At 63.5% G+C, this 17,270-nt stretch carries 13 protein-coding genes and 1 pseudogene; 4 read left to right on the forward strand and 10 right to left on the reverse strand.

Annotated features, from left to right (window positions below):
• Positions 1–338 precede the first annotated feature (338 nt).
• A pseudogene (locus EN990_RS09290) lies at positions 339–697 on the reverse strand (OsmC family protein).
• Positions 698–755: 58 nt separating this feature from the next.
• Entirely contained in the window at positions 756–1,178 is a 423-nt protein-coding gene (cueR, locus tag EN990_RS09295; RefSeq protein WP_127368587.1) for a Cu(I)-responsive transcriptional regulator, read from the reverse strand.
• Between the two features lie 226 nt (positions 1,179–1,404).
• Between cueR and EN990_RS09300 the strand changes: the two genes are divergently transcribed.
• The gene (locus EN990_RS09300) at positions 1,405–2,022 is read left to right on the forward strand and encodes a L,D-transpeptidase (RefSeq protein WP_013528066.1); all 618 of its coding nucleotides are present in this window, start codon (positions 1,405–1,407) and stop codon (positions 2,020–2,022) included.
• A gap of 111 nt (positions 2,023–2,133) precedes the next feature.
• On the opposite strand, the gene EN990_RS09305 is transcribed toward EN990_RS09300, so the two are convergent.
• The 7 genes from EN990_RS09305 to EN990_RS09335 all read right to left on the reverse strand — a co-directional run bounded on the left by EN990_RS09305 (position 2,134) and on the right by EN990_RS09335 (position 10,478).
• The gene (locus EN990_RS09305; protein WP_064992973.1) at positions 2,134–2,460 is read right to left on the reverse strand and encodes an NIPSNAP family protein; all 327 of its coding nucleotides are present in this window, start codon (positions 2,458–2,460) and stop codon (positions 2,134–2,136) included.
• A 77-nt stretch (positions 2,461–2,537) separates the two neighbouring features.
• Positions 2,538–3,107 (reverse strand): NifU family protein, encoded by a 570-nt coding sequence (locus EN990_RS09310; protein ID WP_013528064.1) that lies wholly within the window; start codon positions 3,105–3,107, stop codon positions 2,538–2,540.
• Between the two features lie 189 nt (positions 3,108–3,296).
• Positions 3,297–3,788, reverse strand: coding sequence for a universal stress protein (locus EN990_RS09315; RefSeq protein WP_013528063.1), 492 nt, complete (start codon positions 3,786–3,788; stop codon positions 3,297–3,299).
• 92 nt (positions 3,789–3,880) lie between these two features.
• The gene (gene trpS / locus EN990_RS09320; protein ID WP_013528062.1) at positions 3,881–4,948 is read right to left on the reverse strand and encodes a tryptophan--tRNA ligase; all 1,068 of its coding nucleotides are present in this window, start codon (positions 4,946–4,948) and stop codon (positions 3,881–3,883) included.
• A gap of 171 nt (positions 4,949–5,119) precedes the next feature.
• Positions 5,120–6,727, reverse strand: a complete 1,608-nt coding sequence (murJ, locus tag EN990_RS09325) for a murein biosynthesis integral membrane protein MurJ (protein ID WP_024501802.1) — start codon at positions 6,725–6,727, stop codon at positions 5,120–5,122.
• A gap of 46 nt (positions 6,728–6,773) precedes the next feature.
• Positions 6,774–9,575: a [protein-PII] uridylyltransferase gene (locus tag EN990_RS09330; RefSeq protein WP_127385369.1), complete on the reverse strand. Its 2,802-nt coding sequence runs from the start codon at positions 9,573–9,575 to the stop codon at positions 6,774–6,776.
• A 78-nt stretch (positions 9,576–9,653) separates the two neighbouring features.
• Positions 9,654–10,478, reverse strand: coding sequence for a glycosyltransferase family 25 protein (locus tag EN990_RS09335; RefSeq protein ID WP_127369548.1), 825 nt, complete (start codon positions 10,476–10,478; stop codon positions 9,654–9,656).
• Positions 10,479–10,667: 189 nt separating this feature from the next.
• Between EN990_RS09335 and EN990_RS09340 the strand changes: the two genes are divergently transcribed.
• The 3 genes from EN990_RS09340 to EN990_RS09350 all read left to right on the forward strand — a co-directional run bounded on the left by EN990_RS09340 (position 10,668) and on the right by EN990_RS09350 (position 14,540).
• The gene (locus EN990_RS09340) at positions 10,668–13,172 is read left to right on the forward strand and encodes a heavy metal translocating P-type ATPase (protein WP_127385368.1); all 2,505 of its coding nucleotides are present in this window, start codon (positions 10,668–10,670) and stop codon (positions 13,170–13,172) included.
• Positions 13,173–13,215: 43 nt separating this feature from the next.
• On the forward strand, positions 13,216–13,608 hold the full coding sequence (locus EN990_RS09345) for a DUF305 domain-containing protein (protein ID WP_013528057.1): 393 nt from the start codon (positions 13,216–13,218) through the stop codon (positions 13,606–13,608).
• Between the two features lie 86 nt (positions 13,609–13,694).
• Positions 13,695–14,540 carry an aldo/keto reductase gene (locus EN990_RS09350; protein WP_063169905.1) on the forward strand — a complete coding sequence of 282 codons (846 nt, stop codon included), beginning with the start codon at positions 13,695–13,697 and terminating at the stop codon, positions 14,538–14,540.
• Here the strand turns inward: EN990_RS09350 and mutS are convergent, their stop codons facing one another.
• Positions 14,541–17,270, reverse strand: a complete 2,730-nt coding sequence (gene mutS / locus EN990_RS09355; RefSeq protein ID WP_127384830.1) for a DNA mismatch repair protein MutS — start codon at positions 17,268–17,270, stop codon at positions 14,541–14,543.

Below are 17,270 nucleotides of genomic sequence, written 5' to 3' on the forward strand. Positions count from 1 at the left end.
GACACCGGGACCATCCGGGTCGAGAATATCGTCGGACGGTTTGTCGAGCTCGTCGAGAATGCCGGGCCCCGTATTCGGGATGCCGGCCAAGGCGGTGGCAGGACGCGCGATTGCGACGACGGTCGCAGCCCCTGCCAGCCCAAGCATTCCAGTCAGAAACAATCGCCGATCCATGCCAACCTCCATCGTTGATCATTGCGACAAGGGAAGACATAGAGCGGCTGATTGACGCGCCCAGATGCCGAAGAAAATTGGGTCAATCGCTCTGCCGTGCCGGCGGCGGGCCTTTTTTGGCGATCTCTGACAATCCACGCGGCCAATGCGCCTGTTCCCGGGGATCATTCCTCCGACAAGCCGGCCGCCGTTGCGGCCGTTTCAATGCTCACCGGCACGCCCTGGCGCAGGGAGTTGCTGACCGTGTTGACGAGGTCGCGAGCAAAGGCTTGCCTTCGAGGTTCAGCGTCACGGTCACGGCGATCTTGTCGAGCGTTACGCCCATTTCCTCGGCGACGTAGCGAAGATCGTTGCAGAAGCAGCCGCCGATCGCCAGGGCAAGCAACTGGCCGCCATTGAAGCCCAGGCCCATGCCGCCGGCCTTGCCTTCGGGCCGGTCGACGATGATCGTGTGGCCGCCGGCCCAGCCCATGGCGGCTCGCGTGTCCTCCACATTGCGCAGTTCGACGGTCATCGAGACCATTGCGGATGTCCTCCCGGCAGGAGTCGACCAGGCTTCGGGCGTCGTCGACATACGGTCATTATGCAGGCGCAGAGGCGCCCTTGTCGCTGGGCAATGCCGCGCCCGCCATGTCATCAAGGATCGGACAATCCGGCCTTTCGTCGCCGTGACAGGCATGAATCAGTTTCTGCAGCGTCGAGCGCATCGACTGCAACTCGCGCACTTTCTCCTCGATCGCCGTGACATGGGCGGCGGCGATTTCGCGCACGTTTTGGCTGGCGCGGCTGCGATCCTGGTAAAGCGCCATCAGCTGGCGGCAATCGTCGATGGAAAAGCCGAGATTGCGCGCGCGGCGCAGGAAGGCCAGCCGATGGATGTCGTCTCCGGAATAATCGCGGTAGCCGTTGGCGGCGCGTGCCGGGGCGATCAGGCCGATCTCTTCATAGTAACGGATGGTCTTGGCCGACAGGCCGGAGCGGTGGGCGGCGTCACCGACATTCATGACGGTTCTCCTCGATTTCTAGGAACCCATGGAGCAGGCCCCTTGAATTTGCTTCACAATCCTGTGAGTCCTGTTGCCAAAATGCCATAGTGATACGCTTACCGGTACGTCAAGGCAGGCATATAGGCATCGCGCGCTTGGCAAGCAAAGCAAATGCCAGCATGAATGATGATGAGAGAGCGGCCGACTCGTGCCGCCGAGTTTGGGCGGGGCACCGGATCACCTGATGCGCATGAAGTCGTTTGCAATCATCGCCGCACTGGCGCTCTCCACTGCTATCGCCGGTTGCAGCACCATCGGCTCGCAGATCTTCTCCAACGACTACGGCGCGGTCACCGACGCCGGTTATCAGCTGCCGCGCATCCCGATCGAGAAAGTGCCGATGAAGTACCATCGGCAGGAAGTGAACTACGATAGCCCGGAAAAGCCGGGCACGATCATCGTCGATACGCAGAACAAGTTCCTTTATTTCATCGAGGGCGACGGAAGGGCCATTCGCTACGGCATCGGCGTCGGCCGCGAGGGCTTCGAGTGGCATGGCACCGCCCACATTGCGCTCAAGCGCGAATGGCCGACCTGGACGCCGCCGAGGCAGATGATCCAGCGCCAGCCGGAATTGGAAAAGTTTGCCGGCGGCATGGAGCCGGGCCTGAAGAACCCGCTCGGCGCGCGCGCCATGTACCTGTTCAACAAGGGCGGTGATTCAGGCTATCGCCTGCATGGCAGCCCCGAATGGAATTCGATCGGCAAGGCGATGTCGTCTGGCTGCATCCGGCTGATGAATCAGGATATCATCGACCTCTATGACCGCGCCTCGGTCGGCGCCAAGGTCATCGTTCTCTAGAGGCAGTTTTCGTACGCGGACCGTCTAGGCAACAACGGACGTCCCAAGCAGAAAACCGGGCAATTCGGCCCGGTTTTTTGTTGTTTGCGCGATGCGACGCCTGTTCGGCGGTCAGGACACCGCCGAGAACGCGGTGGGAACTAAAATTTGGTTGATGATTGTCTCGGTGATCTGGCCATCACGCTCGGAGTCTTCCCGCGCCTGCGTCCAGGCAGGGTCCTTCACGAACGCCGTCCAACGCTCTTCGCGTTCGGCCAGCGATTCCCATGCCAGCATGTAGGTCAGTTCGTTGTTCGAAGCTCCGATCAGCGTGGTAAAGAAACCCGCTTGGCGGATACCGTGCTTATCCCATAATTTGAGCGTGATCTTGTCGAAGCGATCAAGAAGCGCCGGCAAGCGTCCCGGCAAAGCCCGGTAAACCCGAAGTTCGTAGATCATTTTGGAGTTCCTTCTGACCGATGCGCCGGAAGAAATCGGACCAGATGGTCAGCAGGGTAGAATTATCAAAACGGGCGTCAGGAGACCTGCTCGACCTGCTGCACTTCCGGCACGAAATGGCGCAGAAGGTTCTGGATGCCGTGCTTCAGCGTCGCCGTCGATGACGGGCAGCCGGCGCAGGCACCCTTCATGTGCAGGAACACCGTGCCATTCTCGAAGCCGCGGAAGGTGATGTCGCCGCCATCCTGGGCGACCGCCGGGCGCACCCGCGTGTCGAGCAGCTCCTTGATGGTGATGACCAGCTCCTCGTCGGCCTTGTCGTAGAACTCACCGGTCTGGCTGGTCTCGGCGGCCGGGCCAGCCTTGGCCATGACGGGCGCGCCGGACATGAAATGCTCCATGATGGCGCCGAGGATCGCCGGCTTCAAATGCTGCCAGTCGGGGCCATCCTTGGTCACGGTGATGAAGTCATAGCCGAAGAAAACGCCGGTGACGCCAGGAATTTCGAACAGCCGGCCGGCCAGCGGCGAGGCGACGGCGGCGCTGTCGGCATCGCGGAAATCGGCGGTGCCTTCCACAAGCACTTCCTTGCCGGGCAGGAATTTCAGCGTCGCCGGGTTTGGCGTCGATTCGGTCTGGATGAACATGGCCGTCTCCGTGCCCGTTTGGGCATCTAGTTTGGAACAATTCTAAATAGGCTCAATTGGCTGGACATTCAAGCGAAACGCATCGCCGGAATGGCTGGCTGGCGGAATGTTTTTTACGCGCCCCTGGGACGTGCCCGAAGGTGTGTTGAGATTCAGGTCAGGCCGGCATCACCTGAAAATCAGCACACCTCAGGCCAGGCTGTCTATTTCCTCGTCCGAAAGGTTCTGCGGCACGACAGTCACCGGGATCGGGAAGGCGGCACCCTTGCCGGCCACGGCGCCGACCAGCGGTCCCGGGCCTTCCTTGCCCGCACCGGCGGCCAGCACCAGGATGGCGATGTCCTGGTCTTCCTCGATCAATTTGTGAATCTCTTCCGTCGGCTTGCCTTCGCGGACCACCATCTCGGGCTCGATGCCGAGCTTCTGGCGCACCTTGTTGGCATAGCTGTCGAGTGCGGCGCGCGCCGTGGCGTTGGCTTCCTCGCGCATGATCTTCTCGACACCCAGCCAATGCTGGAAGTCGTCCGGCACGATGACATAGAGCAGCACCAGCGTGCCGCTGGTGCTCTGCGCCCGTTTCGAGGCATAGGCGACGGCACGCTCGCATTCCGGCGTGTCGTCGATGATCGTCAGGAATTTCCTGCGATGGCCGGCTTCGCGGCTGAGGCGTTTGGAGACCATGTCTATCTACTCGGTGTCTTGCGGCGCAATCTGCCACTGCGGCGGACCGGCGGCAAGCCGCCGGCCTTGTGCCAGTGCACCCAATGTCGCGATCAGCCCTGCAGCAGGCCGATAATGTCGCGCACCGTCTTCATCGTCGCTTCGGCCAGCACGCCGGCGCGCTCGCCGCCGTCCTTAAGCACCGCGTCGACATAGGCGCGGTCATCCGAAATGCGGCGCATCTCGCTGGCGATCGGCGCCAGTTTTTCCACAGCAAGATCGGCCAAGGCCGGCTTGAACACGGAAAACTGCTGGCCGGCGAATTGCTTGAGCACATCCGCCTTCGACATCTCGGCGAGACCCGCATAGATGCCGACCAGGTTTTCTGCCTCGGGCCGGCCGGCCAGGCCATCCAGCTCGCTCGGCAACGCTTCCGGATCGGTCTTGGCCTTGCGGATCTTCTTCGAGATGTCATCGGCGTCGTCGGTCAGGTTGATGCGCGACAGATCAGACGGGTCCGATTTGGACATCTTCTTGGAGCCGTCGCGCAGCGACATGATGCGCGCCGCCGGCCCGCCGATGACCGGCTCGGTCAGCGGGAAATAGCCGTTCACGGTCTCTTCGCCGACCTGCATCTCGACGCCGACGCCGAGCGCTGCGATACGGTCGGAGAAGTCGTTGTTGAATTTCTGCGCGATGTCGCGGGTGAGCTCCAGATGCTGTTTCTGGTCCTCACCGACAGGGACGTGGGTGGCACGGTAGAGCAGGATGTCGGCAGCCATCAGCGAGGGATAGGCGAGCAGGCCGAGCGAGGCATTCTCGCGGTCCTTGCCGGCCTTGTCCTTGAACTGCGTCATGCGGTTCATCCAGCCGATGCGCGCCACGCAATTGAAGATCCAGGCAAGCTCCGCGTGCTGCATGACCCGTGACTGGTTGAAGACGATGTGCTTCTTCGGATCGATGCCCGAGGCCAGGAACGCAGCGGTGATAGACCGCGTCTGGTCGGCCAGGTCTTCATAGACGAGTTGGGCTGTCAGCGAATGCAGGTCGACGACGCAATAGATGCAATCGGAGGTGTCCTGCAGGGCAACGAATTTCTTGATGGCGCCGAGATAATTGCCGAGGTGCAGATTGCCGGTCGGCTGGACACCGGAAAAGACGAGTGGCTTGAAGGCGGTCATGATTGTCCTCATGGCTTGTGGAGGGCCGTATAAGCGTGATTCCGAAAAGTTGCAGACTTTTCGGAGCCAATCACGCGGCTGGAAACCGCGCGCGGCGAAAGTCTTGCGACGGGCGCGCTTATGGACGAAGACGGCGCTGCGATCAAGACGGCGCTGCGAGCGTGTCGTGCGCTACTCGTCAAGTTCGGTCTTTGCGATCGGTGGCGCCGACTTGCCAGATCCCCGCTTGACGTTGCGACGGATCATGCCGAAATCGGCGCCGCCGGTGGCAAACGCCGTGATGAAGTACAGCAGCGCCCCACCCGCAACCAGCGACAGCAGCGTCGTCGCCTTGACCACCAGCGGCGAGCCGGGCCCGAGCCTGACGGCGAACCAATGCTCGGCAAAATAGAGCGCTGCCCCCATCACGATAGCCGACAGCACCAGACGTGGAATGCGCTTCATCAGCGGCACGTCGCGGCCCCAGTGGCCGCGCCGGATCAGGACGCCGAGCAGCATCACCGCGTTGACCCAGCCGGCGACGGCTGAGGCCACCGCGATGCCGGGTGCGCCCATCCGTGGAAACAGCGTCAGCGCCGTGGTGACGTTCACCGCCACCGAGATGGCGGCAAAGATCATCGGAGTACGCGTGTCCTCTCGGGCGAAATAGCCCGGCGTGAATGCCTTGATCAGCACGAAGGCCGGGAGGCCGAGGCCGAAGATCGCCAGGATCGCCGCCACCGTTGGCGTCGAGCCGTTGGCGGCGAACGCGCCGCGCTCATAGACCAGCCGTACGATCGGCTCCGACATCACCCAGAGTGCGGCGGCTGCCGGCAGCGTCAGGAACAGTGTGAACTCGACCGAGCGGTTTTGCAGATTGGCCGCCTCGATCAGATTGCCCGACTTCAGCGCGCGCGACAGTTCGGGCAACAGTACGATGGCGACCGCGACACCGACCACGCCGAGCGGCAACTGGTAGATGCGGTCGGCATAGGCGAGCGAGGAGACCGCGCTGTTCTGCGCCGAGGCGATCGCCGTGCCGATCAGCTGGTTGATCTGTGTGATGCCGCCGGTGATGGCCGCCGGCAGCGCCAGGATCAGCAGCCGCTTGACCGCGGGCGTCATTTTGGGACGGCGAAAGCCGATCGAGATGCCGGCATGGCGCACTGCCACCCAGACGATCGCCAGCTGCACCAGTCCGGCGGCAAGCACGCCCCAGGACAGCCCGTAGCCGACTGTGAGGGCATCCGAGCCCTTGTACCAGGCATAGGCGAGCACGCCGATCAGGATGATGTTGAGGAACACCGGCGCCACGGCGGCGGCGAAATAGCGGCGCAGCGAATTCAGCATGCCCGCCATCATCGCGCCCAGCGACATGCAGATCAGATAAGGGAACATGATCGTCGCCAGCGTCACCGTGGTGTCGAACTTCCCCGGCGTGCCGGCAAAACCCGGCGCCACCAGATAGCGCACGATCAGCGGCATCGACAGTTCCATGATGATGGTCAGCGCCAGCAGCGCCGTGAACAGCACGCCGAACACTTCCTCGGAAAAGCGCTTGGCGCCTTCGGTGCCGTGGGTCTCGATCTCCTTGGCGAACAGCGGCACGAAGGCGGCGTTGAAGGCACCCTCGGCAAACAGCCGGCGAAAGGTGTTGGGAAACTGGAAGGCGGCGTTGAAGGCATCGGCGACCGGTCCGGTGCCGAGTGCGGCGGCCATCAGCATCTCGCGGCCGAAACCGAGCGCGCGGCTCATCAGCGTGCCGGAAGCGACCGTTGCGAATTTCTTGACGAGGCTCATGCTTTTGGGAACTGCCTGCGGAATTGGGACAAAGTGATGGTCGTTGTCACTCGGCCGCCGCCCTGGACTTGCCGCCGCGTTCGGGCACGATGCCTTCGAGCGTTGCCATCAGCCGATTGCGGATGGTGGCGATGCGGGCCGGGCTATCTATCTTCTGGCCAGTGAGATCGGTGACATAGAAAGTGTCGATGACCTTTTCGCCGAAGGTGGTGATGTGGGCCGATGCGATGTCAAGCGACAGGTCGGAAAGCGTTCCGGTGATCTCCGACAGCAGCCCAGGCCGGTCGAGGCCCTCGACCTCGATGACCGAAAAACGATTCGACAGCGTGTTGCGGATTTCGGCACGCGGCGGGATCTTGAACACCTTGGAGCCGCGCCGCGGCTTGGTGCGCTTCTCGATCATTTCCGGCAGCCAGCTCTTGCCCGACAGCACGTCCTCGATCAGCCGGCCGACACGCTCGGCACGCCGGCGCTCGTCCTCGTCGCGGTCGAATTCTCTGCTGATCAGGATCGTGTCGAGCGCACGGCCGTCCGACGTCGTGAAGATCTGCGCGTCGACAATGTTGCCGCCGGCCCCGGCGCACGCCCCGGCGATGACCGAGAGCAGGCGGGGGTGGTCCTGCGCCAGCACGGTGATTTCGGTCACCGCCTCGAACTGGTGGGTCTTGACCATGGTGGCAAGCTTGTTGCCTGACGCGTCAGCCTCACGAATGAATTCGGCATGGCGCAGCTGGTCTGCGAGATCGACGGTCAAAAGGTAATTCTCGTAGTGCTGGCCGACATAGCGCTTGCGGGCCTTGTCCGGCCAGTCGGCAAGCGCCTCGGCCAGACGCTCGCGCGCCGCCGCCGTGCGTTGCGCGCGCGACACTTCCGAAAACCCGCCGGTCAACAGCAATTCGGTCTCGTAGTAGAGCGTGCGCAGCAACTGGCCCTTCCAGCCGTTCCAGACACCCGGTCCGACGCCCCTGATGTCGCAGACGGTGAGGATCAAAAGCAGCTTCAGCCGCTCGACCGACTGCACGATCGCGGCGAAATCCTCGATGGTCTTGCGGTCGTTGAGATCGCGGGTCTGGGCTGTCATCGACATCACGAGATGGTTCTCGACCAGCCAGGCAACGGTCTCGGTATCGGCAGGCGACAGCCCCATATGCGGACAGATGCGGCGTGCGATCCTGGCCCCCGCCTCGGAATGATCCTCCGGCCTCCCCTTGGCGATGTCGTGCAGCAGTACGGCGACATAGAGCGCCTCGCGGCTCTTCTTCAGCCCCGGCATCAGCGTGTGCGACAGGGGATGGACCTTTTCGCCGTCGCCGCGTTCGATCTCGGCCAGCACGCCGATGCAGCGGATCAGATGCTCGTCCACCGTGTAGTGGTGGTACATCGAGAACTGCATCATGGCGACGATCTTGCCGAAATCCGGGATCAGCCTGCCGAGCAGCCCGGCCTCGTTCATGCGGCGCAGATTGAGTTCGGCATTGCGATCCGAGGTCAATATGTCGAGGAACAGCCGGTTGGCCTCCTCGTCGCGCCGCAGCGACTTGTTGACCAGGCCGAGCGAACGGGTCAGCAGCTTCAGCGCATCGGGGTGGAATTCCAGACCGTGCTTGTCGGCGAACCAGAACAGCCTGAGCAGATTGACCGGATCGCGCTCGAACACCTGGTCGTCGGCGATGTTGATGCGGTGGTTGTCGACAATGAAGTCCGACGTGCCGGCCAGCTTGCGCTTGCGCCGCGAGAAAGTCAGGAAGATGCGGTTGAAGCCCGGCACGTGCTTGGCCTGCTCCTCCTCGAGCGCGGCACAGAAGATGCGGGTCAGGTCGCCGACGTCCTTGGCAACGAGGAAGTAGTGCTTCATGAAGCGCTCGACCGCGGACAGGCCGGGGTGCGTGGTGTAGCCGAGCCGTTCGGCGATCTCGCGCTGGATGTCGAAATGCAGCCGCTCCTCGGCCTTGCCGGTGAGGAAATGCATGTGACAGCGTACCGCCCACAGGAAATCCTCGGCCTTCTGGAACTCGCGGTACTCGCCCTCGGTGAAGACGCCTTTATCGACCAGTTCCTCGCCGGTGCGCACCCGGTAGAAATATTTGCCGATCCAGAACAGCGTCTGCAGATCGCGCAGGCCACCCTTGCCGTCCTTGACGTTGGGCTCGACCAGATAGCGGCTTTCGCCGGCCTTGGCATGGCGGTCATCGCGTTCGGCAAGCTTGGCCTGGACATATTCGGGGCCGGTCGTGCGCACCACCTCATGGTCGAAGCGCAGCATCAGTTCATCATAGAGCTTTTCCTCGCCCCACAGGAAACGTGCTTCGAGGATCGAGGTGCGGATGGTGACATCGGTGCGCGACAGGCGCAGGCATTCGTCGATATTGCGTGTGGCGTGGCCGACCTTCAGCCCCAGGTCCCACAGCATGTAGAGCATGTATTCGACTGTCTGTTCGCCCCACGGCGTCTGCTTGTAAGGCAGCAGGAACAACAGGTCGATGTCGGACCCCGGCGCCAGCGTTCCACGGCCGTAGCCGCCGACAGCGACGACGGCCATGCGCTCCGCGGAGGACGGGTTCTTGACCCGGTAGACATGGGTGACGGCGAAATCGTAAAGCGCCCGGATGATCTCGTCCATGAGATGCGACAGCCGCGCCGCGCAGGCGCTGCCGCCGCCATCGTCCCTCAGCATGCGTTCGGCAATGGCGCGCCCGTCCGCCAGTCGTCCCTTGAGCAGCTGGAGCACACCATTGCGCGCAGCCTGCCCTGAGCCGTCGCCCGCCGTGGCCGCGGTCAGCGCGGTCATCTCGCGGCGCAAGGCTTCGCCGTCGATCAATTCGTCGAGCTTCAGGGAGATTCTTGCCATATATCCAGTCGGCCTTGCCGTTTCGGCGGCGTCTATAGCGCGTTTTGGCGGCGCTGGGTATGGGGCGTTGAAGCCGGTTCAAGACCCGGCTGAGTTTTGGCTCGGATAAGTAAATGGAATGACCATTCTCCGCTTCAGTCGACCGAAATCGACAATGCGCTTGCCTATTCGCCGAGCCTCGGCTTTGACCCGCGCTATGGCTGTCTTTCTGCGTTTCCCGGTCCCGGCGGGTGCGGCGCACTGGATATCCCGCTTTTCTCTGAGCAGGCTTGGCAATTGGAGCGCCCTGTCGCCAAGGAACTGATCTTGCGCGCAGAGCGCAGGAACAAGCTGATAGATCGTCTCGCCTCGCAAAACCGAAAACTCGGGGTTGAAGACAAGGTCGTCGACAGCGATGCCGATCTTCTCGGTGGCCTTGATCAGGTCGAGCGCGGTTTGCCTGGAGATGATGTAGCCGGCGGTTCCTATATGTCCGGCGTCGAGTTTGGATGTGGAAAAGCCGTGACCGATGGCAATGCGCTTGCGTCGGATCACGGTCTTACAGAAGTAGCTTTCGAGCTTGACGACTTCGGCATCGGCTGGGATCCAGTCGCTGTCGCGAAGCAATGCGCCGGCTTTTGCGGCAAAGACGATGTCGTCCTCGAAAATCGCCCCGTAGCGAGCGTCGCCTTGGGCGATGACAGCCCAGCAGGCCCGGTGACTGAGCAGGCAGGCGATCTCGCCGTCAGTCAATGGCAGCCTGTTCCGATATCCGACATTTTGCGGCAGCTGGTCCAGCTCCGGCCGGTCGCGTGCGTCTATGGCCTGAACGCGTTCGAATGCAACGCCGATGCGGGCAAACTCCGCCGTCACACGGGCAAGGCGATCGGGAGACCGATCGAGATTGATGACCAGACGCTTCATTGCCGAAGAAAATCCCCACCCCCGCGACGCTCGCGCTTTCTAGCAGGCCTGGTGTTGCCGCGTGAGACTTTTTCTGGGGTGGATGGACGCGCCGTGGACCGGAGAAGAAAAGTCGAAACAGCCCTTGACCTTCCAGTTACTGGAAGCCCTATCTCCACGTCACACAGCGATCCATCAAGGCATTTTCGAATGACGCATTCAGATCACGATCATCACGCGCACGGTAGCTGCTGCTCGACAAAAGGCGTCGTGCCCACCACGAAGAGCGTCGTCCGCGACCCGGTCTGCGGCATGACTGTCGATCCGGCGGCTGGCAAGCCGACGGCCGAGCATGATGGCCATCTCTATCATTTCTGCAGCCAGGGCTGCCGCACGAAATTCGTCGCCGAACCGGAAAAATTCCTGACCGCCACCGATCCGGTCTGCGGCATGAGCGTCGACCGCGCGACAGCCAGGTACTTTGCCCGCCACGAAGGCCGGGGCTTCTATTTCTGCTCGGCCGCTTGCCAGGCGAAATTCGAGGCGGAGCCGCAAAAATATCTCGGCGGCAGGCCAGCACCGCAGCCGATGCCCAAGGGCACGCAATACACCTGCCCGATGCACCCGGAGATCGTCCGCGACAAGCCCGGATCCTGCCCGAAATGCGGCATGGCGCTGGAGCCGATGGGCATACCAACGGGTGACGAGGGTCCCAATCCGGAACTGGTCGATTTCACCAGGCGATTCTGGGTCAGTGCCGCTCTTTCCGTCCCTTTGCTGGTCGTCGCCATGGCGCCGATGCTTGGCCTGACTTTCCAGGCTTTTGTCGACGAGCGGACGAAGGTCTGGCTTGAGCTGGCATTGGCCAGCCCCGTCGTGTTGTGGGCGGCACTGCCTTTCTTCCACCGCGGCTGGGATTCGCTCGTCAACCGCAGCCCCAACATGTGGACGCTGATCTCGCTCGGCGTCGGCGCTGCCTATCTCTACAGCGTCGTCGCCACGCTGTTTCCGGATATCTTTCCGCATCAGTTCCGCGGCCATGGCGGTGCGGTGCCGGTTTATTTCGAGGCTGCCGCCGTCATCGTCGCGCTGGTCTTCCTTGGCCAGGTGCTGGAGCTGCGCGCCCGTGAAAAGACCGGTTCGGCGATCCGCGCCTTGCTCGATCTCGCACCGAAGACAGCGCGGCTGATCGCCGCCGATGGTTCCGAAAACGACGTGCCCCTCGCCGCCGTCAAGGCCGGCGATCGCCTGCGCATACGCCCCGGTGACGCCGTGCCGGTCGATGGCACGGTGCTGGAAGGACGGTCCTCGCTCGACGAATCGATGATCACGGGCGAGCCGTTGCCGGTCGAGAAGGTCGAGGGCGATGCGCTGACCGGCGGCACGCTCAACAAGAATGGTGCGCTGATCATGCGCGCTGAGAAGGTCGGCGCCGAGACGACGCTGGCGCGCATCGTCGAGCTCGTCGCCAAGGCGCAGCGCTCGCGCGCCCCGATCCAAGGGTTGGCTGATCGCGTTTCTTTCTACTTTGTCCCGGCCGTCGTCCTTGTCGCGATTATCGCCTTCATCGCCTGGGCCGTGTTTGGACCCGAGCCCAGCCTGATCTTTGCCATCGTCTCGGCGGTGTCGGTGCTGATCATCGCTTGTCCCTGTGCGCTCGGCCTGGCGACGCCGATGTCGATCATGACCGCCACCGGGCGCGGGGCGCATGCCGGCGTGCTGATCAAGGAAGCCGCAGCACTCGAACGCTTCGCTTCCGTCGACACGCTGATCGTCGACAAAACGGGGACGCTGACCGAAGGCCGGCCGAAGCTGACCGATGTCGTCACGGCAAACGGCTTCTCCGAAGACGAATTGCTGGCGCTTGCCGCGGGCCTGGAGAAAGGCTCGGAGCATCCGCTGGCTGAAGCCATCGTCGACGGCGCCGCTACGCGCGGCGTGACCGTTGCAGAGGCCAGCGGCTTCGAGGCGGTCACCGGGAAGGGTGTGTCCGGTTCGGTCTCGGGAAAGACGGTCGCACTCGGGAACGCCGCGATGATGGTCGACCTTGGCGTCGACATCGCATCCATCTCGGCCAAGGCCGAGGCGCTGCAACTCGAAGGCAAGACGGCGATGTTCGTTGCTGTCGACAAAAAACCGGCCGGCATCGTCGCCGTCGCCGACCCTATCAAGACAACGACGGCCGAGGCGATCAAGGCGCTGCATGAAAGCGGCTTGCGGATCGTCATGGCGACCGGCGACAATGAACGCACGGCCAACGCGATCGCCAGAAGCCTCGGCATCGACGAGGTCCGCGCCGGCCTGCTGCCGGAACAGAAGGCAGCCCTTGTCGAGGAACTGCGCGCAAAAGGCACCGGCGTTGCCATGGCCGGCGACGGCGTCAACGATGCACCGGCCCTTGCCGCCGCCGATGTCGGCATCGCCATGGGCACCGGCGCCGATGTCGCCGTCGAAAGCGCCGGCATCACCTTGGTCAAAGGCGACCTCAACGGCATCGTGCGGGCGCGCACGCTGGCTCAGGCGACGATCCGCAACATCCGCCAGAACCTGTTCTTTGCCTTCCTCTACAACGTGCTTGGCGTGCCGGTCGCCGCCGGCGTGCTCTATCCGCTCACTGGCACGCTTCTGTCGCCGATGCTGGCAGCGGCGGCGATGAGCCTGTCCTCGGTGTCGGTGATCGCAAACGCATTGCGGCTGAGAACATTGAAACTCTGATCCAAGCCCCCAAATACGAAACCCATCCAACAGGAGACCATGTATGACCTTCGCCAAAAAACTCGTGCTGCTGCTGATGGCGGCCGGAATGCTGGTTGCCGTCTTCCTCGAAAGCGTTCCGGCGCAGAGCGAAGAGATGAAACACGACATGGGCGCTATGGCGACGGACGCGACCAGTCCTTCGACGGAAGGCTACAAGGCGGCGATGGACAAGATGCATGCCGACATGATGGCGTCCGACTATACCGGCAATGCCGACGTCGATTTCGTCAGAGGCATGATCCCGCACCATCAGGGTGCGATCGACATGGCCAAGGTTGAACTTGCCAATGGCAAGGACCCGGAAATCCGCAAGCTGGCCGAAGGCGTCATCGCCGCGCAGGAAGCAGAGATCAAGCAGATGCAGGCCTGGCTCGCCGCCCATCCGGTGAAGTAAGTCTTCAGCCATCGCCAGCGCGGCGAGAACGCCTCTGGATTTATCGCCCAGCCTGCGATGCGATCCGGCCCTAACTGGAGCCCGCCATGCCACCGACCATCAGAACCACCAAACTGCCCTCCGGCGAAGCCGTTCAGGTGCTTGGCCAGGGCACATGGAAGATGGGCGAAGATTCCCGTCGCCGCGCCGATGAGGTGAATGCCCTCAAGCTCGGCCTCGACCTCGGCATCACGTTGATCGACACCGCCGAAATGTATGCCAGCGGCGGTGCCGAGGAGGTGGTGGCCGAAGCCATTGCCGGGCGCCGCGACGAGACCTTCCTGGTCTCGAAAGTGCTACCGTCGAACGCCTCGCGCGCGGGCGTGCAGCGGGCCTGCGAAAACAGCCTGAAACGCCTGCGCACCGACCGCATCGATCTCTATCTCTTGCATTGGCCCGGCAGCGTGCCATTGACGGAAACCGTCGCGGCCTTCGAGGCCCTGAAAAAGGCCGGCAAGATCCGCCACTGGGGCGTCAGCAATTTCGACACCGACGAGATGGAAGAGCTGATCGGCCTGCCCGATGGCGGCAATGTCCAGACCAACCAGGTGCTCTACAATTTGGTCCGGCGTGGCCTCGAATTCGATCTGGCGCCCTGGAGCCGGCAGCGCGGCATCCCCTTGATGGCCTATTCGCCGGTCGAGCAGGGTGCGTTGGCGCGCAATGCCAGGCTCGAAGCCATTGCCGGGCGCCACAATGCGACCCCAGCGCAAATCGCCCTGGCCTGGGTGATGCATCAGGAGGGCGTCATCGCCATCCCGAAGGCCAGCAGCGAGGAGCATGTCCGCCAGAATGTCGCTGCGCTCGACATCAAGCTTGCGCCGCAGGACATCGCCGATCTCGACCGCGCTTTCCCGCCACCAGCGCGCAAGCGCGGGTTGGAGATGATCTGACTACGTCCCCGCCAACCCCTTCAGCCGGTAGAGCGCTTCCAGCGCCTCGCGTGGCGTCATTTCGTCCGGGTTGATGTCGCCAAGTGCCGCGCCCAGCGCGTCGCTCTTGATCGGCTTCGGCGCTTCTCGTTTCACCGCCACCGAAAACAATGGAAGATCGTCGACCAGCCGGTTGGTCTTGCCCGAAACTTCGCCCTCTTCCAGTTGGTGCAGCACTTCCTTGGCCCGGTCGACCACCGCTTCCGGCAGGCCGGCCAGCCGCGCCACCTGCACGCCGTAGGAGCGGTCGGCGGCACCCTTGCCGACCTCGTGCAGGAAGACGACGTCGTTTTCCCATTCTTTGACCCGCATGGTGACATTGTGGAGCCGCGCCAGCTTGCCGGCCAGCGAGGTCATTTCGTGGAAATGGGTGGCGAAGATTGCCCGGCAGCGGTTCTTCTCATGCAGATATTCGACCGCCGCCCAGGCGATCGACAGGCCATCGAAAGTGGCGGTGCCGCGGCCGATCTCGTCGAGGATCACCAGTGCGCGCTCACCGGCCTGGTTGAGGATCGCCGCCGTCTCGACCATCTCGACCATGAACGTCGAGCGGCCGCGCGCCAGATCGTCCGAGGCGCCGACGCGCGAGAACAGCCGGTCGACGACGCCGATATGGGCCGATGTCGCCGGTACGAACGAGCCGGTCTGGGCCAGGATGGCGATCAGCGCGTTTTGCCTGAGAAACGTCGACTTGCCGCCCATGTTCGGGCCGGTCAGGAGCCAGATGGCGCCGTTCCGGGCAGCTCCCTCCGGCGACAGGTCGCAATCGTTGGCGACGAACGGGCCTTCGCCGGAGCGGCGCAAGGCCTGTTCGACCACCGGATGCCGCCCGCCCGTAATCTCGAAGGCAAGGCTCGAATCCACCACCGGCCGGCACCAGGCTTCGCTTTCCGACAGAAGCGCGAGCGCCGCGGAGACATCGAGCACGGCCAGCGCATCGGCGCCGGCGCGGATCTTCTCCGCTTCGCCGACCGCTTCCGTCGTCAGCGCCTCGAAGGCGGCCAGTTCGATGTTGAGCGCCCGGTCGGCGGCATTGGCGATCTTGGTCTCGAGCTCGGCAAGCTCGGTCGTGGTAAAGCGCATGGCGTTGGCCATGGTCTGGCGGTGGATGAAGCGCGCCTTGGCGCCATCGCTGCTGGTCATCACCGCATGATGGTTGGCGGTCACCTCGATATAGTAGCCAAGCACATTGTTGTGCCGGATTTTCAGCGAGCGGATGCCGGTCTCGTCGATCAGCGAGCGTTCCAGCCCGGCGATCACCTTTCGCGATTCGTCGCGCAGCGCCCGCATCTCGTCGAGATCGGCATGGTAGCCGCCACGAACGAAGCCGCCGTCGCGCTTGAGCAGCGGCAGTTCGTCGCCAAGTGCCTGCATCAGATGCTGCGAAAGCGCTTGGGGCAGTGCATGGATGGCGGCCAATGCCGCCGCAAGTTCCGGGGGCAGGGCGGTGGCGGCAAAGATTTCGGCGATCGCGCCTGCAGCCTCGAAGCCGGCGCGCAGCGCGCCGAGGTCGCGCGGCCCACCCCGGTTGAGCGCCAGCCTGGACAGCGCGCGGGGCATGTCGGCAACGCTCTTCAGGCTCGACCGCACCGCCTGGCAAAGTCGCGTTTCGGAACGGAAGAACGACACTGAGTCCAGCCTGGCGCCGATCGCCGCCGGGTCGGTCAGCGGCGCCATCAGCCGGTCGGCGAGCAGCCTTGCGCCGCCGCCGGTCACCGTGCGGTCGATCGCCTTGAACAGCGAGCCTTCGCGGCTGCCCGACAGCGTGCGCAGCAGTTCCAGATTGCCGCGTGTCGCCGGATCGATGAACAGGGTCGAACCCTGCTCCTCGCGTTCGGGCCGCGACAGCGGCGGGCGCTCCGCTTTCTGCGTCTTCTCGACATAGGCAATGGCGCCCGAGATCGCCGATAGTTCGGCGCGCGAAAAGGCGCCAAAACTGTCCGGCGTCGCCACATCGAAGAAGCGGGCGATGCGCCCTGTCGCCGACGCCGAATCGAACAGTGACGGTGGTTGCGGGCTGGCGACGCGGCCGAGCACGTCGAACACCGGCTTCAGCTCCGGATCGTGGAACACTGGCTCGGCAACGATCAACTCACGCGGATCAACACGGAAGATGTCAGCCAAAAGCCGGTCGGCGGTGGTGTCGGTGACGCGGAAGGCGCCGGTCGAGATGTCGATCCAGGCCAGCGCAAAGGAGTGGTCCGCTCCGCCTTTCACCCGCCCCAGCGCCATCAGGAAGCTCGATTCCGACGGCGCCAGCAATTTGTCCTCGGTGATGGTGCCTGGTGTCACCAGCCGCACCACATCGCGGCGCACCACCGATTTGCCGCCGCGTTTCTTCGCCTCGGCCGGATCTTCGATCTGTTCGCAGACGGCAACGCGGAAACCCTGGCCGATCAGCTTCTGCAGATAGTCGTCAGCAGCATGCACCGGCACGCCGCACATCGGAATGTCGAGCCCTTGATACTTGCCGCGCTTGGTCAAGACGATGCCCAGCGCCCGGCTCGCCTTCTCGGCATCGTCGAAGAACAGCTCGTAGAAATCGCCCATGCGGTAGAACAGCAGCGAATCCGGGTTTGCCGCCTTGATCTCGATGAATTGCTCGATCATCGGCGTGGCGCCGGCGTGGGCGGTCGGCACCGGCGTCATCGCCTCGGGGGCGTCCGGCTCGTTCGGGCTGTGCATGTTCAT

Source organism: Mesorhizobium sp. M7A.F.Ca.US.005.03.1.1, from assembly GCF_003997975.1.
Lineage (GTDB): Bacteria > Pseudomonadota > Alphaproteobacteria > Rhizobiales > Rhizobiaceae > Mesorhizobium > Mesorhizobium ciceri.

Bases quoted from the DNA above. Each gene is read 5' to 3' on its own strand.
- EN990_RS09310 (WP_013528064.1), bottom strand. From the start codon at position 3,107: ATGTTCATCCAGACCGAATCGACGCCAAACCCGGCGACGCTGAAATTC.
- EN990_RS09345 (WP_013528057.1), top strand. From the start codon at position 13,216: ATGACCTTCGCCAAAAAACTCGTGCTGCTGCTGATGGCGGCCGGAATG.
- EN990_RS09350 (WP_063169905.1), top strand. From the start codon at position 13,695: ATGCCACCGACCATCAGAACCACCAAACTGCCCTCCGGCGAAGCCGTT.
- EN990_RS09315 (WP_013528063.1), bottom strand. From the start codon at position 3,788: ATGGTCTCCAAACGCCTCAGCCGCGAAGCCGGCCATCGCAGGAAATTC.
- EN990_RS09305 (WP_064992973.1), bottom strand. From the start codon at position 2,460: ATGATCTACGAACTTCGGGTTTACCGGGCTTTGCCGGGACGCTTGCCG.
- EN990_RS09300 (WP_013528066.1), top strand. From the start codon at position 1,405: ATGCGCATGAAGTCGTTTGCAATCATCGCCGCACTGGCGCTCTCCACT.
- trpS (WP_013528062.1), bottom strand. From the start codon at position 4,948: ATGACCGCCTTCAAGCCACTCGTCTTTTCCGGTGTCCAGCCGACCGGC.
- murJ (WP_024501802.1), bottom strand. From the start codon at position 6,727: ATGAGCCTCGTCAAGAAATTCGCAACGGTCGCTTCCGGCACGCTGATG.
- mutS (WP_127384830.1), bottom strand. From the start codon at position 17,270: ATGAACATGCACAGCCCGAACGAGCCGGACGCCCCCGAGGCGATGACG.
- cueR (WP_127368587.1), bottom strand. From the start codon at position 1,178: ATGAATGTCGGTGACGCCGCCCACCGCTCCGGCCTGTCGGCCAAGACC.
- EN990_RS09330 (WP_127385369.1), bottom strand. From the start codon at position 9,575: ATGGCAAGAATCTCCCTGAAGCTCGACGAATTGATCGACGGCGAAGCC.
- EN990_RS09335 (WP_127369548.1), bottom strand. From the start codon at position 10,478: ATGAAGCGTCTGGTCATCAATCTCGATCGGTCTCCCGATCGCCTTGCC.
- EN990_RS09340 (WP_127385368.1), top strand. From the start codon at position 10,668: ATGACGCATTCAGATCACGATCATCACGCGCACGGTAGCTGCTGCTCG.